At 43.2% G+C, this 24982-nt stretch carries 24 protein-coding genes; 20 read left to right on the top strand and 4 right to left on the bottom strand.

The window, feature by feature from the left end; genetic code table 11:
- Positions 1–17 precede the first annotated feature (17 nt).
- Positions 18–710: a uracil-DNA glycosylase gene (ung, locus tag Xsze_RS19105; RefSeq protein WP_038234641.1), complete on the bottom strand. Its 693-nt coding sequence runs from the start codon at positions 708–710 to the stop codon at positions 18–20.
- Between the two features lie 331 nt (positions 711–1041).
- Here ung and grcA point away from each other — a divergent pair, with 331 nt between their 5' ends.
- Positions 1042–1425, top strand: coding sequence for an autonomous glycyl radical cofactor GrcA (gene grcA, locus Xsze_RS19100; RefSeq protein WP_038234638.1), 384 nt, complete (start codon positions 1042–1044; stop codon positions 1423–1425).
- Positions 1426–1604: 179 nt separating this feature from the next.
- Positions 1605–2582 carry a Tle-like phospholipase domain-containing protein gene (locus Xsze_RS19095; protein ID WP_051462285.1) on the top strand — a complete coding sequence of 326 codons (978 nt, stop codon included), beginning with the start codon at positions 1605–1607 and terminating at the stop codon, positions 2580–2582.
- A gap of 59 nt (positions 2583–2641) precedes the next feature.
- Here Xsze_RS19095 and srmB read toward each other — a convergent pair whose 3' ends face one another.
- Entirely contained in the window at positions 2642–3985 is a 1344-nt protein-coding gene (gene srmB, locus Xsze_RS19090) for an ATP-dependent RNA helicase SrmB (RefSeq protein ID WP_038234636.1), read from the bottom strand.
- A 142-nt stretch (positions 3986–4127) separates the two neighbouring features.
- Between srmB and trmN the strand changes: the two genes are divergently transcribed.
- The 12 genes from trmN to acpS all read left to right on the top strand — a co-directional run bounded on the left by trmN (position 4128) and on the right by acpS (position 14651).
- Positions 4128–4895: a tRNA(1)(Val) (adenine(37)-N(6))-methyltransferase TrmN gene (gene trmN, locus Xsze_RS19085; protein ID WP_038234634.1), complete on the top strand. Its 768-nt coding sequence runs from the start codon at positions 4128–4130 to the stop codon at positions 4893–4895.
- Positions 4896–5235: 340 nt separating this feature from the next.
- Positions 5236–5811: an RNA polymerase sigma factor RpoE gene (gene rpoE, locus Xsze_RS19080; protein ID WP_038234632.1), complete on the top strand. Its 576-nt coding sequence runs from the start codon at positions 5236–5238 to the stop codon at positions 5809–5811.
- Between the two features lie 32 nt (positions 5812–5843).
- On the top strand, positions 5844–6494 hold the full coding sequence (gene rseA, locus Xsze_RS19075; RefSeq protein WP_038234629.1) for an anti-sigma-E factor RseA: 651 nt from the start codon (positions 5844–5846) through the stop codon (positions 6492–6494).
- A 6-nt stretch (positions 6495–6500) separates the two neighbouring features.
- The gene (gene rseB, locus Xsze_RS19070) at positions 6501–7460 is read left to right on the top strand and encodes a sigma-E factor regulatory protein RseB (RefSeq protein WP_038234627.1); all 960 of its coding nucleotides are present in this window, start codon (positions 6501–6503) and stop codon (positions 7458–7460) included.
- Positions 7460–7924 carry a SoxR-reducing system protein RseC gene (gene rseC, locus Xsze_RS19065; RefSeq protein ID WP_038234625.1) on the top strand — a complete coding sequence of 155 codons (465 nt, stop codon included), beginning with the start codon at positions 7460–7462 and terminating at the stop codon, positions 7922–7924. The genes rseB and rseC overlap by 1 nt, the downstream gene beginning before the upstream one ends.
- Before the next feature lie 213 nt (positions 7925–8137).
- Positions 8138–9934, top strand: coding sequence for a translation elongation factor 4 (gene lepA / locus Xsze_RS19060; RefSeq protein ID WP_038234621.1), 1797 nt, complete (start codon positions 8138–8140; stop codon positions 9932–9934).
- A gap of 20 nt (positions 9935–9954) precedes the next feature.
- The gene (gene lepB, locus Xsze_RS19055; protein WP_038234619.1) at positions 9955–10926 is read left to right on the top strand and encodes a signal peptidase I; all 972 of its coding nucleotides are present in this window, start codon (positions 9955–9957) and stop codon (positions 10924–10926) included.
- Between the two features lie 210 nt (positions 10927–11136).
- Positions 11137–11817, top strand: a complete 681-nt coding sequence (gene rnc / locus Xsze_RS19050; protein ID WP_038234617.1) for a ribonuclease III — start codon at positions 11137–11139, stop codon at positions 11815–11817.
- Positions 11814–12719 (top strand): GTPase Era, encoded by a 906-nt coding sequence (gene era, locus Xsze_RS19045; protein WP_038234615.1) that lies wholly within the window; start codon positions 11814–11816, stop codon positions 12717–12719. Before rnc ends, era begins: the two co-directional genes overlap by 4 nt.
- A gap of 9 nt (positions 12720–12728) precedes the next feature.
- Positions 12729–13466, top strand: a complete 738-nt coding sequence (recO, locus tag Xsze_RS19040; protein WP_038234613.1) for a DNA repair protein RecO — start codon at positions 12729–12731, stop codon at positions 13464–13466.
- Positions 13467–13539: 73 nt separating this feature from the next.
- Positions 13540–14271, top strand: a complete 732-nt coding sequence (gene pdxJ, locus Xsze_RS19035) for a pyridoxine 5'-phosphate synthase (protein WP_038234611.1) — start codon at positions 13540–13542, stop codon at positions 14269–14271.
- Positions 14271–14651, top strand: a complete 381-nt coding sequence (gene acpS / locus Xsze_RS19030; protein WP_038234609.1) for a holo-ACP synthase — start codon at positions 14271–14273, stop codon at positions 14649–14651. The genes pdxJ and acpS overlap by 1 nt, the downstream gene beginning before the upstream one ends.
- A 2-nt stretch (positions 14652–14653) precedes the next feature.
- On the opposite strand, the gene Xsze_RS19025 is transcribed toward acpS, so the two are convergent.
- Complete coding sequence (locus Xsze_RS19025) at positions 14654–14914, bottom strand: YfhL family 4Fe-4S dicluster ferredoxin (RefSeq protein ID WP_038234607.1); 261 nt, start codon at positions 14912–14914, stop codon at positions 14654–14656.
- A 599-nt stretch (positions 14915–15513) separates the two neighbouring features.
- On the opposite strand from Xsze_RS19025, the gene Xsze_RS19020 reads away from it, so the two are divergent.
- From Xsze_RS19020 to tadA, 5 genes are all read left to right on the top strand, one after another.
- Complete coding sequence (locus Xsze_RS19020; RefSeq protein WP_084616125.1) at positions 15514–15765, top strand: sulfurtransferase; 252 nt, start codon at positions 15514–15516, stop codon at positions 15763–15765.
- Between the two features lie 90 nt (positions 15766–15855).
- Positions 15856–16500 (top strand): hypothetical protein, encoded by a 645-nt coding sequence (locus tag Xsze_RS19015; protein ID WP_038234603.1) that lies wholly within the window; start codon positions 15856–15858, stop codon positions 16498–16500.
- Between the two features lie 72 nt (positions 16501–16572).
- Positions 16573–17475 (top strand): DNA-3-methyladenine glycosylase family protein, encoded by a 903-nt coding sequence (locus tag Xsze_RS19010; RefSeq protein WP_038234601.1) that lies wholly within the window; start codon positions 16573–16575, stop codon positions 17473–17475.
- Positions 17476–17603: 128 nt separating this feature from the next.
- Positions 17604–18257, top strand: a complete 654-nt coding sequence (locus Xsze_RS19005; protein ID WP_099139018.1) for an HD domain-containing protein — start codon at positions 17604–17606, stop codon at positions 18255–18257.
- 68 nt (positions 18258–18325) lie between these two features.
- Positions 18326–18865, top strand: coding sequence for a tRNA adenosine(34) deaminase TadA (gene tadA, locus Xsze_RS19000; protein ID WP_038234598.1), 540 nt, complete (start codon positions 18326–18328; stop codon positions 18863–18865).
- 36 nt (positions 18866–18901) lie between these two features.
- Here the strand turns inward: tadA and mltF are convergent, their stop codons facing one another.
- Complete coding sequence (gene mltF, locus Xsze_RS18995; RefSeq protein WP_051462287.1) at positions 18902–20443, bottom strand: membrane-bound lytic murein transglycosylase MltF; 1542 nt, start codon at positions 20441–20443, stop codon at positions 18902–18904.
- Positions 20444–20708: 265 nt separating this feature from the next.
- Between mltF and purL the strand changes: the two genes are divergently transcribed.
- The gene (gene purL / locus Xsze_RS18990; RefSeq protein WP_038234595.1) at positions 20709–24596 is read left to right on the top strand and encodes a phosphoribosylformylglycinamidine synthase; all 3888 of its coding nucleotides are present in this window, start codon (positions 20709–20711) and stop codon (positions 24594–24596) included.
- The last annotated feature ends 386 nt before the right edge of the window (positions 24597–24982 follow it).

Here is a 24982-nt window from a genome sequence, read left to right as displayed (position 1 = left end):
AAGGCGGCATTTTTGTATCAAGATGGCTGTTGCTGAGGCAATAAAGGAACCCAATCTATTGGGGACAATCCTTGTTTCTCCAGCAAATTGTTGGCTTGTGAAAAATGTTTACAACCCAGAAAACCCCGATGAGCTGACAATGGTGAAGGATGGGGCGCTTTTAGCACATGATGACGTTGTGTATCAATGAACCGGCCCTTTTTCTGGGCATGAGAACCCCAAAGTAAGAAGATAACTCCGCTACGGTGCTCATTAATCGCGGCAATGACTTTATCTGTGAATGTTTCCCAACCCAGATTAGCATGGGAATGCGCATTTCCGCGTTCAACAGTTAGTACCGTATTGAGTAATAATACCCCTTGTTTGGCCCAACTGATTAAACAACCGTGGTTTGGACGGGTAAATCCAGCAATATCCGATTCCAGCTCTTTATACATATTGACCAAAGAAGGTGGAGCAGGGATGCCGGGTTGTACAGAAAATGCCAATCCGTGAGCTTGATTAGGGCCGTGGTAAGGATCTTGCCCCAAAATCACCACTTTTACATCAGCCAGTTCGGTATAGCGGAATGCGTTGAAAACATCTTGTTGTGGCGGGTAAATGGTCTTTCCTGCCAACCGTTCGTTGGCAACATAAGTCAATGTATCAACAAAATAAGGCTGTTTTTTTTCATTGCCGATGACATCATGCCATGTGAGAGATGGGGACATAGCTAATCTCTTTTTAGGTAATTATCAGATGGACTTAAGCTTACCGATTCCCTGAGCATAGGGAAACCCTTCAATCCTAATTCAAGTTTAATTTATAGAATGAAAAACTATTTTTATAAATTTTTTTTAAAAACCATTAAAAATTTTTAGTTATTTTTGAGACGAAAACAAATATAAAACAATATATTACGATCTTATTGATAATAACCTTATAAAATTGGTTGATTTTAATCAAAGAATATTCTCATTTGCACTGGTATACAGGAAATTAATGATGATGATTAATTAAATAGTGGTTTGACTAAGTCACTAAGATGATGTTGGAGGATACATGATTACTGGAATTCAAATTACCCAATCTGACAATGCGGCACTGATAAATTCTTTCTGGCTGCTGGATGAGGAAAAAAACGAAGCGCGCTGCATTTGTGCCAAAACGGATTATGACGAAGGCCAGATTGTTTCTAAAGATGAATTGGGACGGTTTGAATATCGCGAAATTCCGCTGGAAGTCAAACCAACCGTTCGGGTAGAAGGTGGCCAGCATTTAAATGTTAATGTTTTGCGTCGTGAAACATTAGAAGATGCGGTAAAACACCCTGAAAAATATCCCCAACTCACTATTCGAGTATCGGGCTATGCAGTGCGCTTTAATTCATTAACCCCAGAGCAGCAGCGTGATGTGATTGCCCGGACTTTCACAGAAAGTCTGTAGTCTTTGAGCCAATTAAAGAAACTGAAAGGGGAGTTAAGCTCCTCTTTTTTGTAAAAGCATTGTGATTTATCCTATTTTTGATTATTTTGTAAAATTGTTGTAAAAATGTTAAAAAAATTGCCGATAGAGAGTTTAGGTGGCGAATAACATCTTACCTAAATAATCTGTAGGAGAATTTTATGACATTACCAATAACCTCCAATTTCTTAAGTGAATTAGGGACATGTTCATTACAAGGGAATTCTCTGCAACTTCAACCTCCCTCCCGTGAATCATCTCTGCCTGAAAAAACTGATCGTATCCCATCTGCACCTGTTTCACTTTCAGAAAACACCATAAAATCCAATGCGTTATATCAATCATTGGTTAATGGTTTAAATATCGGCAAAACAGAGTCACCTGAATTAAAAGCCAACGATATTGCAGGCATAAAACCCAAATTAGCCGACTATGGTTTAGCGCATGTCACGCGTGATGTTTATCGGCCTTACAGCTTGGGAATAAGTGGTTATACGCGTTTGTCTGATGATGAGTTAACAAAAGCGGGCATTGACCCGGACTCCTTGAACGACCGTTCAACGGGCTTTCAAGCAGGTGTGTACAAGAAGGAGGGGTTGTATGTTGTCTCTTTCACCGGCTCTAATGAACCGAAAGATTTTATGGCCAGCATTCGCCAAGGGCTTGGATACAATGAAAGTCAATATAACCAAGCGATAGAATTGGCGTATAACTCATTAAAATCATTTGGTGAAAATGTGATTTTTACAGGGCATTCATTGGGTGGGGGGCTGGCAACAGCAGCGGCTCTGGCAACAGGCAAGCCTGCTGTCATTTACAATTCTTCCGGTGTATCAGATGCGACAATGAAGCGCATGGGGATCGTACCGGAAATCGGCAGAGAATTGGCTGACAGTGGTTTAATCCGGCATTACACAGTTGAACATGACTGGCTTGGCAGTTTGCAAAAGATACTTCCCGTGCCTCAGCCCATGGGTCATGAAATCGCATTTGAATATGAATTGGGGAGTATATTCGGATATGGTTTACATGCCTTTAAAGCTCACTTGTTAGAGACGATCACGGAGTTGATGACGATTAACAAACCTTGGTTGGATAATAAGGATGTGACGAAAGTTGAACAGTATTACATGGTTTAATACGTATATAGATTAGTTAGCAGGAAGGCGAAGTCATGGAATTGACTTCGCCTGTACGATTAATCGTTGGTTGGTTCAGCAGATTCTGGTCTGGATTCACCGGAAGGCGCACGGCGTTTACCGATATTCTTACTATCGCGGTGACGAACTTTCACCCGTGTTTTTTTCGTTTCTTCTAATTTCTTTTTCTTCTCTTTGCGCTTTGCCAGCACTTTTTTGGAAGGTTTATAGCTTTTCTTCTCACTGGGGGCTTTGGTTTGTGGACGAAGTTCATCAACAACCCGTATTTTTAGAGGTTCATTGAGATAACGGCTGATTTTACCCAGCAATGGGTGATCGTGAGATTCAACCAGAGCAATGGCGGTTCCTTTGCGGCCAGCACGGGCTGTACGACCAATTCGGTGCAGATAAACATCGGCAGTACGAGGCAAGTCAAAGTTAAAAACGTGGCTAATGTTTTCGATATCCAATCCACGGGAAGCGACATCAGTTGCAACCAGCACTTTAACCTTACCATCATTCAGACGCTTGATTGCTTCTGTGCGCTTGGCTTGCACCATTTCACCCTCAAGGAAATAGGCTTGGATACCTGCCTGTCCCAGCCAATCAACAAGCTCGCGCACACGTTCGCGCTTACGCACGAAAACAATGGATTTTGTGACATCCGGTTGCTGGAGAAGATGACAAAGCAAAGCTGTTTTGTGCTCTAATGTATCAGCGCGATAGTAAAATTGCTGAATTTTTTTACGTTCACGACGAGAAGGTTCTGCATCAATTTCAACAGGATCGGATAGCAAACGCTGGGCAAAATCACGAATGGAATTTCCTTCCAGCGTGGCGGAAAACAGTAATGTTTGCTTGCGCCAGCGAGTTTCGCCTGCGATGGTTTCAACGTCGTTGGCAAATCCCATATCGAGCATGCGATCAGCTTCATCCAGAATCAGCGTTTCCACTGCACGGCAGTCAAAATTTTCTTCTTTGATGTATTGCAGCAGACGTCCCGTCGTTGCGACAACAATATCCTGATTCTCACTGAATACTTCTGCGTGATTCATATAAGCGACGCCACCTGTAATTGTGGCGACATCTAAATGGGTGTGGGCTGCAAATTCCTTTGCCTGTTCTGCAACTTGCATTGCAAGCTCACGGGTAGGAGTCAAAATCAGAATACGAGGAGGCCCTGATTTTTTACGTGGGAAATCCAATAAATGCTGTATTGCGGGTAGCAGGTAGGCAGCGGTTTTGCCTGTACCTGTAGGTGCTGAACCAAGGACATCACGTCCATCCATCGCCGCGGGAATAGCCGCTGCCTGAATCGCTGTAGGGCGCTCATAGCCTTTGTCATTCAGTGCATTAAGCAGGGATTCATCAAGTTCGAATTCGGAAAAGTTTGTTGCAGTCATCATATACCTCTGTTTGGGGCGCCGATTATAAACAGGTTGAGCACATTCTTCATCCTATAAAAACATCTTGTGGCTGGTTGCTTTGATCCATGAGTTATAAGATTTATGCTATGACAAACTTTGACTTCAGTAGATATGACTCATGGAATTGATAGATAAACCCGTTTTTCGCCGCGGTGGTTTTACATTTAAGCAGTTTTTTGTTGGACATGATAAATGTGCGATGAAAGTTGGAACGGATGGTGTGCTATTGGGCGCTTGGGCGCCAGTATACAACAGGAAGAGGTGTCTGGATATCGGATGCGGAAGTGGCTTGATTGCATTGATGATTGCTCAGCGTACAGGAAGGCAGACTATTATTGATGCGGTTGAGCTGGATGCTTTTGCGGCAAAGCAAGCAAATGAGAATGTACAACAGTCACCCTGGTCTTCCCGTATTACCGTATATCAGCAAGATATTCATGATTTTGTGCATGATTATGGGCAGGAAAACGGAACTCAAGAAAACAGCAGGCAATATGATTTGGTTGTCAGTAATCCGCCATATTTTGAGCCTGCCATTGCCTGTCGAAATGAAGCACGTAATCAGGCGCGCTATACGGAATCACTGACACATAAGGAACTCTTGGCATGTGTACGGAAGTTAATTACACAAACAGGCATATTTTGTGTCGTATTACCCTATGATATTGGTCAGAATTTTGAAAGTATGGCGTCAGAGCTTGGATGGTTCACTGCTTTTCGTGTCAATATCAGGGACAGACAGGATAAACCATTACATCGGTTGTTATTGGGATTATCGCTGCATCAGCAAGAACCCCAGATCAGTGAGCTGATGCTTCGTGCTCCAAATGGTGAATATTCAATTGATTTTCGTCGGTTAGTGACAGATTTTTATCTTTATTATTAATGGGGGCAAATGGATGCTGTTGTCAGATTAAAATCCCATGTCTTGTGAAATAGACGCTATGATTTGTACTATAAACGACTCAATAGAGTTTAGGCTGTCGCACACCGACGATATTGCATGATTGTATTTGAATGAGTTTTGGTCAGTAAATGATTGAAGATCAGCTGGATAAATGAAGTGTAATACAAAATGGCAGGTCGTGGTTGTAAAGAAAATTATAACCCAAATTGAACTTCACAATAAATTAATACTCAAAACCGTGCTTGTTCGAGAAAGCAAAGTATCATATTAGTTTAATAAATCTAAACGTGGAGTTTTACCTCAGGAGAGTGAACCTCGGATGAGCGAGCAGTTAACGGATCAAATTCTGGTCGAGCAGGCCCAGAAAGGTGACCAAAAAGCGTTTAATTTACTGGTGATGAGATACCAGCATAAAGTGGCGAGTCTGATTGCTCGTTATGTGCCTCAAAGTGACGTTCCTGATGTTGCTCAAGAGGCATTTATTAAGACGTATCGTGCACTTTCATCTTTCCGGGGAGAAAGTGCTTTTTATACTTGGTTGTATCGCATTGCTGTTAATACGGCGAAAAATTATTTAGTTGCTCAGGGGCGTCGTCCGCCATCCAATGATTTGGATGCCAGCGATGCAGAAAATTATGATACATCGAGTTCATTAAAAGAAATTTCGAACCCTGAGAACTTAATGTTGTCTGAAGAGTTAAAGGAAGTGGTTTTCCGTACCATTGAATCGCTCCCGGAAGATTTACGGATAGCGATTACGTTGAGGGAATTAGATGGGTTGAGCTATGAGGAAATAGCCGACATCATGGAATGTCCTGTAGGTACTGTACGTTCTCGAATTTTTCGGGCAAGGGAAGCCATTGATAGTAAAGTTCAACCGCTAATTCAACAATAGTGGGACAAAACAATATTTAAGGGTACTTTGGCATGCATAGAGAGAAACTTTCCGCATTAATGGATGGAGAAGCTCTTGATAGTGAAGTAGTTCGTTTGGTCTCCGAAAATGAAGTCATGCAGAAACAGTGGGAAAGATACCACGTTATACGTGATGTCATGCGCAGCGATGCAGGAGATGTATTACATTTCAATATTGCCAGTCAGGTCGCGTTAGCAATTGAGAAAGAGCCTATTATTATCAGTCTGTCTGCTTCCTTGGAATCTCAGCCAAAACCCAATACATGGGCAAAAATGTCATTCTGGAATAAAATCCGCCCGTGGACGAGTCAGATTACACAAGTTGGTGTTGCAGCATGTGTATCTCTGGCCGTGATTATTGGTGTTCAGCAATATAATAGCGATAGTAGCGTTGGAGCGGACAGCCAATTTGATACTCCCGCTTTCAATACATTGCCTGTAATGGGATCGGCTTCACCCGTGGGACTGGATACTCCGGTCACACCAGTGGATGATGAAGCTTTCGGGGGAGACTTTAGTACGCAAATCCGGGAAAGCAATAAACGAATCGATGCTATGTTGCAGCAATATGAACTTTCCCGGCGCATTGATGCTGGAAAAAATCACGGGACTGTACAGGCTGAAAATCAATCTCGTGGAGCACAAGCACAGCAGGTACAATAAATTACAATGAAACGCATTTGTTTTTTCATTTTTTTATTGGCTTATAACCTGTTTACTCCTTTAAAAGCCTCGGCGGAACAAAACAACGCCGAGGTTTTGTTACAGGATATGAGTCATGCCGTACAAACACTGAATTATGAACTTGGTTTCATTAATTTAGGGCAACAGTTCCTTGTTCCTCTTCGTTATCGTCATGCCATCATTGATGGTCAGCCGCTCGCGCAAATCATACAGATGGACGGTTCCCGCCGAGAAATTGTCCAGCGTGGTGATCAAATCAGCTATTATGAACCGGGACTGGATTCATTTAGTTTATATGGTAACCATATTGTCGATTACCTTCCCCCGATCATTTTTGCCAATTTTAAACAGCTACAGAAATTCTATCGTTTCATTGATGCTGGTAGCACGCATGTTGGCGACCATCCTGTGAGTTTTGTGCGGATCATATCGAAAGATGAACTGCGTTATAATTATAACCTTCTGATTGATGAAAAAAGCCACCTTCCTTTGTTGATTGATCTATTGGATAAGGATAATACAACAGTTATTGAACAATTCCGGGTTGTGTCATCAACCGTCAGTGACTCCGTTAAAAAAGAGTTAGCTGCGATTACCGGTTTTAAATTGCCCCCTATGTTGCTTATCCCAGCCTCTGAGAAATCGAAGTTCAATTGGAAAATTGGCAAGATACCTGACGGTTTTAAAGAAATCGAGCGTAATAGCCGTAAGTTGTCAGACACAGAGTGGCTGGAATCCATCATGTACAGTGATGGGTTGTTTAATTTTTCTGTGAATGTTGTTAACACAGGTAAAAAAACCATTGATGAACAGCCGTTTCGGCAAGGGCGGAGAACGGTTTATACTTTAGCCAAAGGTAAAAATAGTATTACTGTCATCGGTGAGTTGCCTTTCGCAACAGCTAAATTAATTGCCGCTGGCGTGACGTTTATGGGAGAAAATTGATGGTTAAAGAATGGGCAACCGTTGTCCGTTGGCAACAAGGGCGGGCATTATTACGCTATGGCGCATCTTCAGGCTGTGGCAGTTGTCAGGCTAAAGCCGCTTGTGGTTCTTATTTACTGGAAAAAATAGGGCCAGAAAAGATACATCAATTAGAACTGGAAATTCCACAACCCCTTCAACCTGGTCAGAAAGTGGAAGTAGGGATCCCTGAAAGCAGCTTACTGCGTTCAGCTATGCTGGTCTATTTAACACCGTTACTTGGGCTGTTTTTAGGGGGAATATTTCTCCAATATTGGACATCAGATCAATTATGGATATGCTTGGGGGGGATTGGCGGCGGGCTTGCTGGTTTTTTCATTGCTCGCAAAATCGCTTCTTATTGGGATAATCATCAAGCATACCAGCCAGTAGTGTTACAAATTGGTTTGCCTCCTGATACGATTAATGTTCTACAGCAGGAATAGTCTGTTTTACCATACGCGCTACGACCTTATTTGTCAGATGAAATCCAATGAGTCATACCGAAAACCATAGGCATGACTAGGTTTTCGCAATTTTGGCATGTAGAATACGGAGCTTCTCAGGCCTGTGGCCCAACCAATAAACTGTCGCTTTATGTCCATCAGTGTGTCCATAGGCGAATGATTCAGAAATATTAAGGCAAAAAAGATTCAATAATGAAGCAAATAAGAAATTTCTCCATTATCGCCCACATTGACCACGGTAAGTCCACGTTATCTGACCGAATTATTCAAATTTGTGGGGGGCTGTCTGATCGTGAAATGGCAGCACAAGTACTGGATTCAATGGACCTTGAACGTGAGCGGGGCATCACTATCAAGGCACAAAGTGTCACGCTCGATTACAAAGCTAATGATGGTCAAGTCTATCAATTAAACTTTATCGACACTCCTGGACACGTTGACTTCTCGTATGAAGTTTCCCGTTCTTTGGCTGCTTGTGAAGGGGCTTTGCTGGTCGTTGATGCGGGCCAGGGGGTTGAAGCCCAGACGCTGGCTAACTGTTATACCGCTATTGAAATGGATCTGGAAGTTGTTCCGGTCCTGAACAAAATTGATCTTCCGGCCGCTGAGCCAGAGCGGGTTGCAGAAGAAATCGAAGATATTGTTGGTATTGATGCCACAGACGCAGTTCGTTGTTCTGCAAAAACCGGCATTGGTGTACAGGATGTTATTGAGCGACTGGTGAAAGAAATCCCGTCACCAGAAGGCGATCCGGATGCACCATTACAGGCACTGATCATTGACTCATGGTTTGATAATTACCTTGGCGTGGTTTCACTTGTCCGGATTAAAAACGGGACATTGCGCAAAGGCGATAAAGTTAAAGTCATGAGTACAGGGCAGGTATATAACGCAGATCGTCTGGGTATTTTCACACCGAAGCGCATTGATCGCGATGTGCTGAATTGTGGTGAAGTAGGCTGGTTGGTTTGTGCTATCAAAGATATTTTGGGCGCTCCGGTCGGTGATACATTGACAACTGCACGTCATCCTGCTGAAAAGGTTTTGCCTGGCTTCAAGAAAGTGAAACCTCAGGTTTATGCCGGATTATTCCCGATAAGCTCTGATGATTATGAAGCATTCCGCGATGCACTGGGTAAACTGAGTCTGAATGATGCGTCATTATTCTATGAACCAGAAAGCTCTACTGCATTGGGTTTCGGTTTCCGCTGTGGTTTCCTTGGCCTGCTGCACATGGAAATCATTCAGGAACGTCTGGAACGTGAGTATGATCTCGATTTGATTACAACGGCACCAACAGTTGTTTATGAAGTTGAGACAACAAGTGGTGATATTATTTACGTTGACAGCCCATCGAAGTTACCGGCACTGAACAACATTAGTGAATTGCGTGAACCAATTGCAGAGTGTCACATGCTGTTGCCGAAAGAATATCTTGGCAACGTGATTACACTCTGTGTGGAAAAACGTGGCATACAGACTAATATGGTTTATCACGGTAATCAGGTTGCACTGACTTACGAAATTCCGATGGCTGAAGTTGTTCTGGATTTCTTTGACCGGTTGAAATCAACATCTCGTGGCTATGCTTCACTGGATTATAATTTTACCCGCTTCCAGAATTCAGACATGGTACGTGTGGATGTATTGATTAACGGGGAACGTGTTGACGCACTGGCACTGATTACTCACCGTGACAATTCACAATATCGTGGTCGTGAGCTGGTGGAAAAAATGAAAGAGCTTATTCCACGTCAGCAATTCGATATTGCAATTCAGGCTGCGATTGGAACACATGTTATTGCACGCTCTACAGTGAAGCAGTTACGTAAAAACGTACTTGCTAAATGTTATGGCGGTGACGTTAGCCGTAAGAAAAAATTATTGCAGAAACAGAAAGAAGGCAAGAAACGCATGAAGCAGGTCGGAAATGTTGAACTGCCACAAGAAGCTTTCTTAGCGATTCTGCATGTTGGAAAAGATAACTAACAAGGTCGTAAGGAGTTTAAATGGCTAACACTTTTGCCTTGATCTTAACGTTAGCGACGTTAATTACCGGCATTGTCTGGTGTATCGAGCGCTTTAAACTTGCCCCTGCTCGTAAGAAGAAACTTGCTTCTCTTCAAGAACAGGCGGCTGGTGAGGAAGCTCAGGGCGCTTTGGCTAAGGATCTTAAGAAACCATCATGGCTTGAGACTATTGCATCTGTCTTTCCGGTGTTAGCCATTGTCTTGGTTCTTCGTTCCTTTGTTTATGAACCTTTCCAAATCCCTTCCGGTTCAATGATGCCGACATTATTGATTGGGGATTTTATTCTGGTTGAAAAATTTTCCTATGGGTTAAAAGATCCAATAACGCAAACCACCTTGATTAAAACGGGTGAGCCTGAGCGTGGGGATGTTGCGGTCTTCAAATACCCGATTAACCTGAGTATAGATTTTGTTAAACGAATTGTCGGTTTGCCCGGTGACAAGATTGTCTACGATCCTATTAGAAAAGAGCTTCAGGTTTTTCCCGGATGCGGCTGGAATAGCATTTGTAAGGATCTGCCTGTCACCTATCGGGATTCTTTTCCCAGTGAGTGGACAATAAAAGAAGATATAAAATCAGACGGTGGGCGTTCAGAGGGTGTTTATCAAGTTCCCCTTGATGAACCTTTGGGATTAAACGCGCTGCGTCAAGATGAGCGGGTTGAGACTTTAGGTCATGTGTCGCACCATATCTTGACCATTCCTCAGATCCAATCAATGCCACGTTACCAACAGGCAGGCTTGCCTGTTGGTACTTGGGTTGTTCCTGAAGGCCACTATTTCGCGATGGGTGATAATCGTGACAATAGTGCAGATAGCCGCGAGTGGGGTTTTATACCGGAGAAAAATCTGGTGGGCCGCGTGACAGGTATTTGGATGAGTATCGAAAAACAGGAATGGCAGTGGTGGCCAAGAGGCATACGCTTGAATAGAATTGGTGGAATTCACTAATATATAAATATTAGCGGAGCATTAATTTATCCCACAGTGTAGAATATTCTTTCAAACGAGATGACTGGCTTTCTGAGATAGAAATCTTAGGGAGCCAGTGCAAACGCAACAGTTTTGTAAGGCATATATCTTTATACCCAACCAGGATATAGCTTCACAGGTTTGTTGCGTGTGCTTTTATTTGATGAATTCTAACTGAATTGGTAGCACATGAACGCCATAATAACGAACCGGTTACAACATAAACTAGGCTATACCTTTACACAATACGATTTGTTGCTTCAAGCTTTAACTCACCGTAGTGCCAGCAGCAAGCATAATGAACGTCTGGAATTTCTTGGCGACTCAATCCTCAGTTTTGTCATTGCCAATGCACTTTACCATCGTTTTCCCCGTATTGATGAAGGGGATATGAGTCGTATGCGTGCAACATTGGTAAGGGGCAATACACTGGCAGAGCTGGCGAGAGAATTTGAATTAGGTGAATGCCTTCGTCTGGGACCGGGGGAGTTAAAAAGCGGGGGACATCGTCGTGAATCTATTTTGGCGGATAGTATTGAAGCCTTAATTGGTGCTATTTTTCTGGATAGCGATATTCAGACAATCGAAAGAATTATATTGAGTTGGTATGAAACTCGCTTGAATGAAATTAGCCCGGGCGACAAACAAAAAGATCCTAAAACGCGTTTACAAGAATATCTGCAAGGGCGTCATTTGCCGTTGCCCACATATTTGGTTGTTCAAGTTCGTGGGGAAGCACACGATCAGGAATTTACAATTCACTGTCAGGTCAGTGGATTTGAACAACCTGTCAGAGGAGTAGGTTCCAGTCGCCGCAAGGCAGAACAGGCGGCAGCGGAACAAGCATTAAAACAACTGGAGCTTGAATGAGCGAAGAAAAAAACTATTGCGGATTCGTTGCAATAGTCGGTCGGCCTAACGTTGGTAAATCCACTTTATTGAATCAATTATTGGGTCAGAAAGTATCCATCACTTCCCGTAAACCTCAAACGACGCGGCATCGCATCATGGGGATCCATACGGAAGGGGCCTACCAAACTATCTATGTTGATACACCGGGTCTTCATATTGAAGAAAAGCGCGCGATCAACCGTTTGATGAACCGGGCTGCGAGCAGCTCTATCGGTGATGTAGAATTGGTTATTTTTGTTGTAGAAGGCACACACTGGACACCAGACGATGAAATGGTAGTGAATAAGTTGCGCCATTTACGTTGCCCTGTCTTGCTTGCCATCAATAAAGTAGACAATGTAACGGATAAAACCATCCTTCTGCCGCACATCGGTTTCCTGAGTCAGCAAATGAATTTCATTGATGTTGTGCCGGTTAGTGCGGAAAAAGGCATGAATGTTGATACCATCGCCAAACTTGTGCGCGATCATATGCCACAGGCTGATCATCATTTTCCGGAAGATTACATCACTGATCGCTCACAGCGTTTCATGGCTTCAGAAATCATTCGTGAAAAACTGATGCGTTTTCTGGGTGATGAATTACCGTATTCAGTTACAGTGGAAATTGAACAATTTGTTACCAATGAACGTGGTGGCTATACCATCCACGGTTTGATTCTGGTTGAGCGTGATGGTCAGAAGAAAATGGTGATTGGCAATAAAGGCAGCAAAATCAAGATAATTGGCACAGAAGCCCGTCAGGATATGGAAAGGCTGTTTGATGTTAAAGTCCATCTGGAACTGTGGGTAAAAGTGAAAGCAGGTTGGGCTGACGATGAACGAGCGCTGCGTAGCCTCGGTTACATCGACGATTTATAAGGCTGACTTGTGGACGGCTGGCAGAGAGCCTTTGTTCTTCACGGGCGCCCTTACAGTGAAACCAGCTTGCTTCTGGATTTTTTTACTGAAAATGAAGGGCGGATACGTATTTTGGCGAAAGGTGCACGCAGCCGCCGTTCTCACCTGAAAGGCTGTTTACAGCCTTTTACCCCGCTACTCATTCGTTGGAGTGGGCGGGGTGAAATCAAAACATTAAGAGATGCGGAGCCTGTTTCTCTGGCTCTTCCCTTAACGGGGAGCGTGCTTTATAGCGGATTGTACGTGAATGAACTCTTATCCCGGGTCCTCGAGCAGGGCGCAGCCTATCCTTCCCTATTTTTTGATTATCTACAATGTTTGCAATTACTTGCTGCGAGTGAACTCACTCCGGAATATGCATTGCGTCGTTTCGAATTAGCGCTATTAACCAATATGGGATACGGTGTAGATTATCTTCATTGTGCAGGTAGTGGTGAGCCGGTAACGGATATGATGACTTATCGCTATCGTGAAGAAAAAGGTTTCATTGCCAGTTTGGTTATTGATCATTACAGCTTCACCGGTCACGAGTTAAAAGCATTGGCAATGGGTGAATTTCCTGATTATGTAACGCTAAAAGCAGCGAAGCGTTTCACTCGTATCGCATTGAAACCTTATTTGGGTGGAAAGCCACTAAAAAGTCGTGAATTATTTCGTCAATTTGTACGTAAGAAAACGGATAATCCCGGCAAGAAAAATGACAACTAGAGTAAGACACTTTTTCACCTTGTCATGAAAAGTGTGGATTTTACTTAATATTATATTATTGCAGGAGCTAAAAATGGCTGAGGTATTGTTAGGTATCAACATTGATCACATTGCAACCCTACGTAATGCTCGTGGAACACAATATCCGGACCCTATTCAGGCAGCATTTATTGCAGAGCAAGCTGGAGCAGATGGGATCACTATCCACCTGCGTGAAGATCGCCGTCATATTACAGACAGAGATGTCCAGCTATTAAATAAAACAATTCAAACCCGTATGAATCTTGAAATGGCTGTTACGGATGAAATGGTTGGTATTGCCACTCAAATTAAGCCTGTTTTTTGTTGCTTAGTTCCTGAAAAACGTCAGGAAGTGACGACAGAAGGGGGGCTGGATGTATACGGGCAAAAAGAGCACATTGCAGCGGCTGTTAAGATCTTAACAGAAGCAGGAATTTTGGTTTCGTTATTCATTGATGCTAATCGTGAACAAATTGATGCGGCTGCCGAAGTTGGAGCACCATTTATTGAAATTCACACAGGAGCCTATGCTGACGCAGAAAATGAAGCCCAGCAAGAGAAAGAGTTTCAGCGCATCAAAAAAGCCGTGACTTACGCAGCAAGCAAGGGCCTTACAGTCAATGCCGGCCATGGTTTGACTTACCATAATGTTCAGCGTATTGCGGCTTTGCCTGAAATTTATGAATTAAACATCGGGCATGCCATCATTGGCCGTGCTGTATTCAGCGGCTTATCGGCTGCGGTAGCAGATATGAAAACCTTATTGCGGGAAGCCCGTCGTTAATGGCCATTGTTGGATTAGGCACTGATATTGTTGAAATATCCCGCATTGAGGACATCGTTGAGCGTTCTGGGGAACGCTTGGCAAGGCGTATTTTAAGTGATGGGGAATGGCAAAAATATCAGCAGCATAACCAGCCCATCCGCTTCCTTGCAAAACGATTTTCCGTTAAGGAAGCGGCGGCCAAAGCATTGGGGACAGGCATCCGCAATGGGTTGGCCTTTAATCAGTTTGAAGTGATTAATGATCCATTGGGAAAACCGACATTAAAACTTCATGGAGAGGCTGCTGAACTGGCTGACAGGCTGAATGTGAAATCCATGCATGTCACACTGGCGGATGAACGCCGTTATGCTTGTGCGACAGTGATATTTGAAAGCTAAACTCAGATTTTATCAGCATGATGCAGGAGCACAAATTTATCCCACAATTGCTCCTCGGTTTCCTGATATGCAGGATCAGGAATAATCGTATTGGTGATAGGGCAGACAGACTGGCAGGTTGGCTTTTCGTAATGCCCTACACACTCAGTACAACGCTCAGGTTCAATCTCATATATCTCATTGCCCATTGTTATCGCTTGATTCGGGCATTCAGGTTCACACATATCGCAATTGATACAACGTTTGGTAATTAATAGTGCCATTGCAGCCTCTTTCAAAAATTTTAAAGCAAAATCAGTTAATTAAAGGTGATTCCAATCTACCACTCTTGCTCATATACTGATTATTTATACAGTATTCATTACCTTCAAAAACCATATTCCGTAACACAAACCTCAACACATAGCTATTTTTAGTGTCTAACATAGGATAGTGTGTGTCACTAGTATCCCAACATTTTGATATTACGGAGTTTGCAATGGAAAATATAGTAACACAAACGCATAACTCCTCGGAAAATGATGCATATTTAAGCGCATTGACTCTCTGGGGTTCATGTAAGCCACCTCTTACAGGTTTACACATGAAGGCCTGTGTTATGCCGCAAAAGGTTATAACGCAGTGTAGGAAGGATTAAATTAAAACCTTCCTTAATATCTGGGGGACAGTATCAGTGAGGTAATCAGACTCTATCTGATAATCAATATGAGAAGATAAAAATTGATATTCAGATAAAGTTATAACAAAGCAGATAGACAAGTTAAATAAGTCCCCGCAACTTCAGGATTTGTTGTCATACACCAATTCATGCAATTTCGCCAGTCTGAAGAATTACTGGGCCATACCGAGCAAATAGAGGCATATACCCAATTCGATTAATCTTCCGTTTGAGCAATTATTGGATAGCTGCTGTTATAAATCTCCCGATGAGTTAAAACGTATTTTTACAGAAAAAGAAATTGATTTAGATCGTGTACTGTATTTTACTTGTGGCTCGGGGGTTACTGCGTGTATTGCTTTACTGGCAGCTTATCAGTGTGGGTATGAAAAAATGTGTCTCTATGATGGCTCTTGGGCTGAATGGGGTGCTATTGATCGTCTTCCCATAGAATAAAGATAAGATATGGATATTGCTTAGAAAGTGATCCTGTGTATTCATCATGGTATATACTTAAGTATGTTTTAATTTCTTTAGAGAAAAAACATGATTGAATACATATTAAAGCATGGTAATGATATGGTGAAAGTCTTGGGTACTATCGGGACTTTTATTGGTATTATTCTGTCTGTATTTAAGAGGCTTTATACAGACGTGAGTATCTTTAGAGAACGGAGGGCGATAAAGTATATTAAATATTTAAATCAATATGATAATTATCTGGGTGAGAATGACAAGGGTTATCTTAAATATGAGATTGCATCGGAGATAATGTTTGATGTGACAAAAATAAAATCTGATGTATTTAGAAATATAATTATTAAATTAAAACAGAAAGGATTGGATTGCGAATATATAGATAATGTTAAAAAATTAAAAATCTATGCTTTTTTAAATTCTGACAGAGTTCAAGTGAAGGTTAAACCCTCTTACTATGTTACTTATTGTTTTGAGAAGATATTTTCAGCTTATTTTTTTACGTTGGCGTTTATTGTCTTGGTCGTATTTTTATCTAAGGTGGATATTTGGATTAATACGGGTGGGGATGCTCTGGATCTGTGTTTGGTTATTTTTAGCATAATTTTATTTATGGGTATTGGAACGTATTTGCTACTCTTAAGTCCATCCAAAACTCAAATTAAAGAGCTTAATGATGAATTATCTAAATATAAAGTTAGTACTGAAATCTGAAATATAGCGTATATATAATATGGAATTTATTATATAGTCATCTAAATTGTTTATCTTTCAGGAGTGTTAGGTGTGAAATCAAATTATCTGACGGAAATTGCCTTGCCGATAAATTATCATATCAATGATTTTCTGGCTTTCCATCAACGGGATGAGATGGGAGTATCTGAAATGGTGCAACAGAACCAAATAAAAAAAGGTATTATTTGGCATGATAATCCGGCTCTTCTAACAATAACGCTCGAAGATGGCAAGGCACAGATACAGCTTGATATTGATGGAGATAAACCTTTTTACTCACCTGAATCTTTAACGGATCTCGCCTCACATATGCTGGGGCTGAAGCAGCCTGTTGAAGCCTTTGAGTCCCTGTATCAAACACATCCCGTTATTGGGGAATTGATCAGCAGACAAATGGGTTTGCGTATTTATCAGTCAGCGACACCTTTTGAAGCGTTAAATTGGGCGATCATCGGCCAACAAATCAGTGTAAGTGCTGCCATTTCTATTCGGAGGCGTTTTATTCAGGTCATCGGCATTCAGCATTCTTCAGGGTTATTATGCTATCCAACGTATAAGCAGGTTATTCAGTGTTCGCAGAATGATTTGCGCCAGTGTGGTTTTTCTGCTGGCAAGGCTAACGCGTTATTGAATATTTGCCATCTCATTGATTCAGGCATATTGGTGCTGACCATCCCAGAATCAGAAAATGAAATAAAATTATTAACTGAAAAATTACTTTCAATTAAAGGCATTGGTATGTGGACCGTGAATTATGCCTTATTGCGTGGATTCAATTATCTGAATGGTTCTTTGCACGGTGATGTTGCGGTTAGGCGTAATCTTCAATATTTACTCAAGTGGGAAGATAAGGTAAGCCCTGAGCAGACAGAAAAATGGCTGGCAGAATTCTCTCCGTGGAAGGCATTGGTGGGGGCACATTTATGGCAGCAACAATCGAGGAGTGGATATTGATTGGGAGTCGATTAGAAGGGGTTTAACAAATCAATTTTGTTGGTTTGAAAATGACTCCGGGCTTGGGTGAAATATTCTTCATTTATTTTGCTAAGATATTTTTTTCATTTATTGGAGAAATTTTGGTTATGTTATCTTTTTCACCTTTTGAAAGTTTAGCTCAACAATTATTACCTCTGGCGATAGAAAGTGATGACGGTGCTCATGATATTGCTCATCTCTATCGAGTATGGAAAAACGCCCAAAAAATTTGTGAGGCAGAATCTGGCAATTTGCGGCTCGTATTCACTGCGGTGTTGTTGCATGACTGCGTGAGTGTTGAAAAAAACTCGCCAAACCGTCATCTGGCTTCTCGTATGGCGGCAGAAAAAGCTGCATTGATATTGAAAGAATTACAGTGGAATGAGGACGACATTACCGCTGTCTGCCATGCCATTGAAGCACATAGTTTTTCTGCGGCGCTAACCCCCAGGACATTAGAGGCGCAAATCGTGCAAGATGCCGACCGATTGGATTCTATTGGCTTGATTGGCATTAGTCGCTGTTTTTATACTTCTGGCCGCATGGGTTCTTCATTGTATGATTTTCATGATCCTCTGGCAAAACAGCGTGAATATGATGAGAAGGCTTATGCTGTCGATCATTTCTATACCAAACTCTTTAAAATTGAGTCCGGGTTTCAGACTGCATCAGGTAAACAGATGGCCCATGAAAGGGCGGGGAGAATGAAACAGTTCCTCAATTCTTTTCTTGATGAAATTCAGGCCGGGCCGGTTAATTGAGATGAATGAACAATATTAATGATGACCCGTTATAATAAGCCGGATTTTCATAAGCAAGAGAACATGCAGTGACAGAAATAGATACAGTAGCCGAAGCCCATGGTGATGAACGCAGTGATGAATATTGGATGCGTCGGGCAATGGAATTGGCGATGCAGGCACAAGCGAAAGGTGAGATCCCTGTAGGGGCAGTGTTGGTTGCCAATAATAAAATTATTGCTGAAGGGTTTAATTGCCCCATTACCGACCACGATCCTACAGCTCATGCAGAAATTATTGCCTTGCGGCGTGGAGGCAGACAGTTGCAGAATTACCGTCTGTTGAATACGACACTGTATGTTACTTTGGAACCCTGTGTCATGTGTGCAGGTGCGATGATACACAGCCGGATACAGCGCTTGGTCTATGGTGCCAGTGATATGAAAACAGGCGCAGCGGGTTCATTGATTGATATATTGCGTCATCCCGGCATGAATCATCAAATGGAAATTATAGGCGGAGTGCTGGCAGAAGAGTGCTCTACGATGTTGAGTTCCTTTTTCAGGCAGCGCAGAGAGCAGCATAGGGCGTTGAAGAAGCTGAAAGCCCAACAGCAGGAAATACCATAACCTGGATGAATGCCGTTAATGTACCTTAATGCCAAATTACGCCGGTGTTTTTTCTTCCGGCGTTTTTTTATTGGATTCGGTTGTATCAGTGGCGTCTTTATCATTGCTCTCCTTAGCGTTGTCAGGTTCGCGGTTTTCTACATGAGGAATACTGATTGTGGATAGCTTTGCAGACGCTTTATTTTCGTCTGTTTTCTCACGATTGGCTTTTGCACGCAGATACCCGTCTAAACTCAGGTAATAACGCCGGATATTTTCAACATAGCGGTAAGCTTCATAACCCCGTGCATAGCCGTATGTTGTATTGGCGTAGTATTTTTTCTTACTGAGCAAAGGGAGACGTGTCTTAACATCCAGCCAGCTATCGGGATTGCCTTTTTGCGTGGTTGTTAATTTACGTGCATCAAGAACATGCCCGTATCCCATATTATAAGCGGCGAGGGCAAACCAGATTTTTTCATCTTCAGGAATGGTTTTTGGTAAGCGATCCATCAAATAATGCAGATAAACCATGCCGCCTCTTACACTTTCTTCGGGATCTAACCGGTCTTGAACTGCGGCCCATTCTGCCGTTGGTTTGGTCAGCATCATCAGACCACGCACGCCAGTGGGGGAGGTTGCCTGTGGATCCCAATGAGATTCCTGCCATGCAATGGCGGCGACTAGTTGCCAATCAAGCGAACCTGCATATTTTTCAAAGATTGGCTGATATGTCGGTAAAAGATTATTGATTGCACGGATAAAGGAAATCGTGTCGAAGTAATCAAATGAACCAACATGGCTGAAATATTTTTCTTGCAGCCGAGATATAATGCCATTTTCAGCTAACATGCTGAAAAAATCGAGCATGGAGGAATAAAGGCTATAATCGTCATTGCGCTTTAAATACCAAGTCAGGGGGCGATCTTCGCTGACATCGAATGCAATCGCTAAATTAGGATGAATTCGTTGTTGTAATGCCAAGCTGATGGAATCGCTGATGGTATAGTCGATTTTTCCCTCAGACACCTGTTCGAGTAATTGCTGTATATTCTCCCGTGATGTTTCTTCCCAACTTAAGTCTGGATAAGACTTCTCTTTCCATTTTTTGAGTTCGCTGACATGGGCTGAACCTGCTGTGACGACCAGTTTGCCCTTCAATTCCGCAAATGAACGTGGACGAGTTGTCCCTTTGCGGTAGACCAGTTGTTGTGAGGCTGAATAGTAAGCCGGGCCGGTGTGTGTTTGATCTAACCTGTCTTTATTGTAAATCAGGCCAGCGGCCAAAAAATCGGCTTTGTCATTTTCCAGATCATCAAAAAGCTGATTGATATTCGTTCGAAACTTAATCACAAGTTTAACACCGAGATAATCAGCAAACCGTTTTACAAGCTCATAGTCGAATCCTATGGGGTCATTTTTGTTATTGAGTGAAATTAGAGGAGAGCTGATCGTACTCACCCGAAGCTCTCCCCGCGCCATAATTTTGTTTATCTGCTCCTGCTGTTTATTGGGCCAATTGATATTGAGGCCGATGATGGCAGCGGAGAGGAGCGCGATAATAACGATAGCAAAATAATTTATCTTTATATTACTCAAATGGTTATCTCTCACCAGTGCTGTTGGCTCCGTATGAAATGGAAGATAATAGCATGGTTAAATTTCCAGTAGTCGAAAATTTTGCGCAACAAAATCGGGATGGGCTTACCCACTAGGTCAATTTCGGAACTTCAAAAAGTGTATCATTTGGTTGATAAACAACCACGCAAACGGTTTCGTCTGGATGAACATTCCTCTATAATAGCCAAAGTTTCCCCTGAGGCATCAATCAGGCTTTGCTTCTAAGATGAGAGAATCTAAAATTATGGAAATTCTGCGTGGCTCGCCCGCTTTATCAGCGTTTCGTATTACTAAGCTCCTTTCCCAGTGTCAAGAAAAGTGCCTTCCTGTTACAGAAATTTATGCAGAATTTGTGCATTTTGCAGATGTTAATGCTCCAATTGAGATAAATGAAAGAGAAAAATTAGATCGACTCTTAAAGTATGGCCCTTCTTTAGAGGAGCATGAACCCAAAGGTCAACTATTGTTAGTTACGCCTCGTCCGGGCACGATATCTCCCTGGTCATCGAAAGCGACAGAAATTGTCCATAATTGCGGCTTGAGTCAGATTGCCCGCTTAGAAAGGGGTATTGCTTATTACATTCAGAGTCCATACATGGATGATGAGCAATGGCAGGTATTATCGGCGTTACTGCATGATCGTATGATGGAAAGTGTGTTCACACAGTTCGAAGAGGCAGAAGCCCTGTTTATCCATCAGCAACCCGCGCCATTGAAAGAAATAGATATTTTGCAGTCAGGGCGCAATGCACTTGAAGCCGCCAATATTGAACTGGGTCTGGCCCTGGCCTCAGATGAAATTGATTATTTGTTGAGATCTTTCCAATCATTGAAGCGTAACCCGACAGATGTTGAGCTTTATATGTTTGCTCAGGCAAACTCTGAACATTGTCGCCATAAAATTTTCAATGCTGACTGGGTTATTGACGGTCAGGCTCAGCCCAAGTCATTGTTCAAAATGATTAAGAATACATTTGAACAAACACCGGATTATGTGTTCTCTGCTTATAAAGACAATGCTGCTGTGATGGAAGGTTCGCATGTCGGGCGTTTTTTCCCTGATCCGATAAGTGGCGTCTATGATTATCATCAGGAATCTGCCCATATTTTGATGAAAGTTGAAACTCACAACCATCCTACCGCTATTTCGCCTTGGCCTGGGGCGGCCACTGGCTCAGGTGGCGAAATCCGAGATGAAGGCGCAACAGGGCGGGGAGCTAAACCTAAAGCCGGATTAGTGGGCTTTTCCGTATCGAATTTGCGGGTTCCGGGGTTTGAACAGCCTTGGGAAGAAGATTTTGGTAAGCCAGAAAGAATTGTCAGTGCTTTGGATATTATGCTGGAAGGCCCATTGGGCGGAGCTGCATTTAACAACGAATTCGGGCGTCCGGCGTTGTTGGGGTATTTCAGGACCTATGAAGAAAAAGTGTACTCCCATAACGGAACGGAGCTGCGTGGTTATCACAAGCCCATCATGCTGGCAGGGGGAATAGGTAATATTCGTGAAGAACATATCCAGAAAGGTGACATTCCTGTCGGCGCTAAATTAATTGTGCTGGGTGGGCCGAGTATGAATATCGGCTTGGGTGGAGGGGCTGCATCTTCAATGGCATCAGGGCAATCTGATGCTGACCTGGATTTTGCTTCAGTGCAACGTGACAATGCCGAGATGGAGCGCCGTTGTCAGGAAGTCATCGATAGCTGCTGGCAGCTGGGAGAAAACAACCCGATTCTTTTCATCCACGATGTAGGGGCGGGGGGGTTGTCAAATGCAATGCCTGAGCTGGTCAGCGATGGCGGGCGGGGCGGACGGTTTGAATTACGTCATATTCTTAGCGATGAGCCGGGAATGAGCCCGTTGCAGGTATGGTGCAATGAATCTCAGGAGCGTTATGTTTTGGCGGTAGCACCAGAGCAACTCGCCTTATTTGAGGAAATGTGCCGCCGTGAACGTGCGCCTTATGCCGTGATTGGTGAAGCAACGGAAGAGCGGCATTTGCTGCTGAATGACAATCATTTTGACAACAAACCCATTGATATGCCTCTGGACGTACTGCTCGGCAATACACCAAAGATGCTAAAAAATGTTCAGGTGATGAAAGCGCAGGGACAGAGTTTAGATCGCAAAGGCATTGATCTTACCGAAGCAGTAAAACGGATACTGCATTTACCTGCTGTCGCGGAGAAAACTTTCCTGATCACAATAGGGGATCGTTCAATCACCGGTATGGTAGCCCGTGATCAAATGGTTGGGCCATGGCAGATTCCGGTTGCAGATTGTGCAGTCACGACAGCCAGCCTGGATAGCTATTATGGAGAGGTAATGTCGATGGGTGAGCGAGCCCCGATTGCCTTGCTGGATTTTGCGGCATCGGCGCGCATGGCCGTTGGGGAAGCCTTGACCAATATTGCTTCTGCCTATGTGCAGGATCTGAAACGAGTGAAATTATCGGCTAACTGGATGTCAGCATCAGGCCATGTGGGGGAGGATGCAGGCTTATATGCTGCCGTAAAAGCGGTTGGTGAGGAATTGTGTCCGGCACTCGGATTGACGATCCCTGTGGGTAAAGATTCGATGTCAATGAAAACCCGTTGGAAGCAGGATGGGGAAGAACGTGAAATAACATCACCACTTTCATTGGTCATCAGTGCATTTTCTCGGGTTGAAGATGTCCGTTTCACCGTGACCCCTGAATTATCCACTGACGGTGACAATGCGCTGTTGCTGATCGATTTGGGACAGGGGCACAATGCGCTGGGGGGAAGTGCATTGGCACAAGTTTATCGTCAGCTTGGCGATAAAACCGCAGATATCCGTAGTGTTGAGCAACTTGCTGGTTTCTTTAATGCGATCCAGAAACTGATATCAGAGCAAAAGCTGCTGGCTTATCATGACCGCTCTGATGGTGGTTTATTGGTGACACTGGCTGAAATGGCCTTTGCCGGTCATTGTGGGCTGAATGTGGATATCAGTGCGTTTGATGAAGATATTTTAGCCGCGCTATTCAATGAAGAGTTGGGCGCCGTGATCCAAATCCGTGAAACTGAGCGGAAATGGGTTGAAGCATTGTTGGCCGATCATGGCCTGAGTGGATGCATTCATCATTTGGGTAAAGCGGAGCCGGGCGATGATTTTGTTATTTCCAGCGATAACATGGAAGTTTACCGTGAAAATCGCAGTACTTTACGTTCATGGTGGGCAGAAACCACATGGCAGATGCAACGGTTGCGTGATAATCCCGAGTGTGCAGATCAAGAACATCAAGCGAAGCATGATGAAAACGACCCCGGTTTGAATGTGAAACTGTCCTTTGATCCTGCCGAAGACATTGCCGCTTGTTACATTTCGAAACAAATCCGCCCGCGCGTTGCTGTCCTGCGTGAACAAGGTGTTAACTCCCATGTCGAGATGGCAGCCGCATTCCATCGTGCTGGCTTTGAGGCCATAGATGTTCACATGAGTGACTTGCTCAGTGGTCGGGTCACATTGGAGCAATTCCAGACATTAGTGGCTTGTGGTGGATTCTCATATGGTGATGTACTCGGTGCGGGGGAAGGCTGGGCAAAATCCATTTTGTTCAATGCCCGGGTGCGTGATGATTTCGCCGACTTTTTTGCAAGGCCGGATACGTTATCGCTTGGTGTATGTAATGGATGTCAGATGATATCCAACTTACATGAATTGATCCCGGGAACTGATTATTGGCCGCGTTTTGTCCGTAACCGTTCAGAGCGTTATGAAGCACGTTTTAGCTTAGTTGAAGTCGCTGAAAGTCCTTCGATCTTCCTGAAAGATATGGCGGGTTCTCGCTTGCCTATTGCCGTTGCCCATGGTGAAGGTCAGGTTGAATTCAGAAATGAGTCAGGCCGGATGGCACTCGAAAAACACCGGCAAGTCGCTTTGCGCTTTGTCGACAACTACGGCACAGTGACAGAAAATTATCCTGCAAACCCCAATGGATCGGTGAACGGCATTACTGCGATTACCAGCCTTGATGGACGGGTCACGGCGATGATGCCGCATCCTGAAAGGGTATTCCGCACTGTCAGCAATTCCTGGCATCCTGAAGAATGGGGTGAAGATAGCCCGTGGATGCGTATTTTCCGTAATGCACGCAGACAATTAGGTTAATTAATCGATTTGATGTTACTGATGAATTGAACCAGAAGTGTCTCCATATTGCGACAATGGGTAATTTCATCGTCTCAAATAGGAGACACTTAATTTTATGATATTAATAAAGAAATATTTTAACACGGCGAAGTGTCATAAATTGGCGACAAAAACACATGTCAGGTATTAATAAATATAGGTTAAAAAAATAAATGAATGAGTGGTTTTGAAAATTATATTAAAAATCAATGAATTAAAAATAATTTTGCAAGTTGGCATGTAATGTGCATAATACCGGTCAGTTGCTCATTCAACTTTTTATGTCGGCCCACAATCGGGTGGAAACATGCCACATAAGCCTGGAATGATGCCGAAGTAAGGTGCCTACCGTCCAACTCAATGAT

Origin of the sequence: Xenorhabdus szentirmaii DSM 16338 (assembly GCF_002632585.1) — a bacterium.
Classification (GTDB): domain Bacteria; phylum Pseudomonadota; class Gammaproteobacteria; order Enterobacterales; family Enterobacteriaceae; genus Xenorhabdus; species Xenorhabdus szentirmaii.
This window is presented reverse-complemented; position numbering and strand designations above follow the sequence as displayed.

Bases quoted from the DNA above. Each gene is read 5' to 3' on its own strand.
- ung (WP_038234641.1), bottom strand. From the start codon at position 710: ATGTCCCCATCTCTCACATGGCATGATGTCATCGGCAATGAAAAAAAA.
- grcA (WP_038234638.1), top strand. From the start codon at position 1,042: ATGATTACTGGAATTCAAATTACCCAATCTGACAATGCGGCACTGATA.
- Xsze_RS19095 (WP_051462285.1), top strand. From the start codon at position 1,605: ATGACATTACCAATAACCTCCAATTTCTTAAGTGAATTAGGGACATGT.
- srmB (WP_038234636.1), bottom strand. From the start codon at position 3,985: ATGACTGCAACAAACTTTTCCGAATTCGAACTTGATGAATCCCTGCTT.
- trmN (WP_038234634.1), top strand. From the start codon at position 4,128: ATGGAATTGATAGATAAACCCGTTTTTCGCCGCGGTGGTTTTACATTT.
- rpoE (WP_038234632.1), top strand. From the start codon at position 5,236: ATGAGCGAGCAGTTAACGGATCAAATTCTGGTCGAGCAGGCCCAGAAA.
- rseA (WP_038234629.1), top strand. From the start codon at position 5,844: ATGCATAGAGAGAAACTTTCCGCATTAATGGATGGAGAAGCTCTTGAT.
- rseB (WP_038234627.1), top strand. From the start codon at position 6,501: ATGAAACGCATTTGTTTTTTCATTTTTTTATTGGCTTATAACCTGTTT.
- rseC (WP_038234625.1), top strand. From the start codon at position 7,460: ATGGTTAAAGAATGGGCAACCGTTGTCCGTTGGCAACAAGGGCGGGCA.
- lepA (WP_038234621.1), top strand. From the start codon at position 8,138: ATGAAGCAAATAAGAAATTTCTCCATTATCGCCCACATTGACCACGGT.
- lepB (WP_038234619.1), top strand. From the start codon at position 9,955: ATGGCTAACACTTTTGCCTTGATCTTAACGTTAGCGACGTTAATTACC.
- rnc (WP_038234617.1), top strand. From the start codon at position 11,137: ATGAACGCCATAATAACGAACCGGTTACAACATAAACTAGGCTATACC.
- era (WP_038234615.1), top strand. From the start codon at position 11,814: ATGAGCGAAGAAAAAAACTATTGCGGATTCGTTGCAATAGTCGGTCGG.
- pdxJ (WP_038234611.1), top strand. From the start codon at position 13,540: ATGGCTGAGGTATTGTTAGGTATCAACATTGATCACATTGCAACCCTA.
- acpS (WP_038234609.1), top strand. From the start codon at position 14,271: ATGGCCATTGTTGGATTAGGCACTGATATTGTTGAAATATCCCGCATT.
- Xsze_RS19025 (WP_038234607.1), bottom strand. From the start codon at position 14,914: ATGGCACTATTAATTACCAAACGTTGTATCAATTGCGATATGTGTGAA.
- Xsze_RS19015 (WP_038234603.1), top strand. From the start codon at position 15,856: ATGATTGAATACATATTAAAGCATGGTAATGATATGGTGAAAGTCTTG.
- Xsze_RS19005 (WP_099139018.1), top strand. From the start codon at position 17,604: ATGTTATCTTTTTCACCTTTTGAAAGTTTAGCTCAACAATTATTACCT.
- purL (WP_038234595.1), top strand. From the start codon at position 20,709: ATGGAAATTCTGCGTGGCTCGCCCGCTTTATCAGCGTTTCGTATTACT.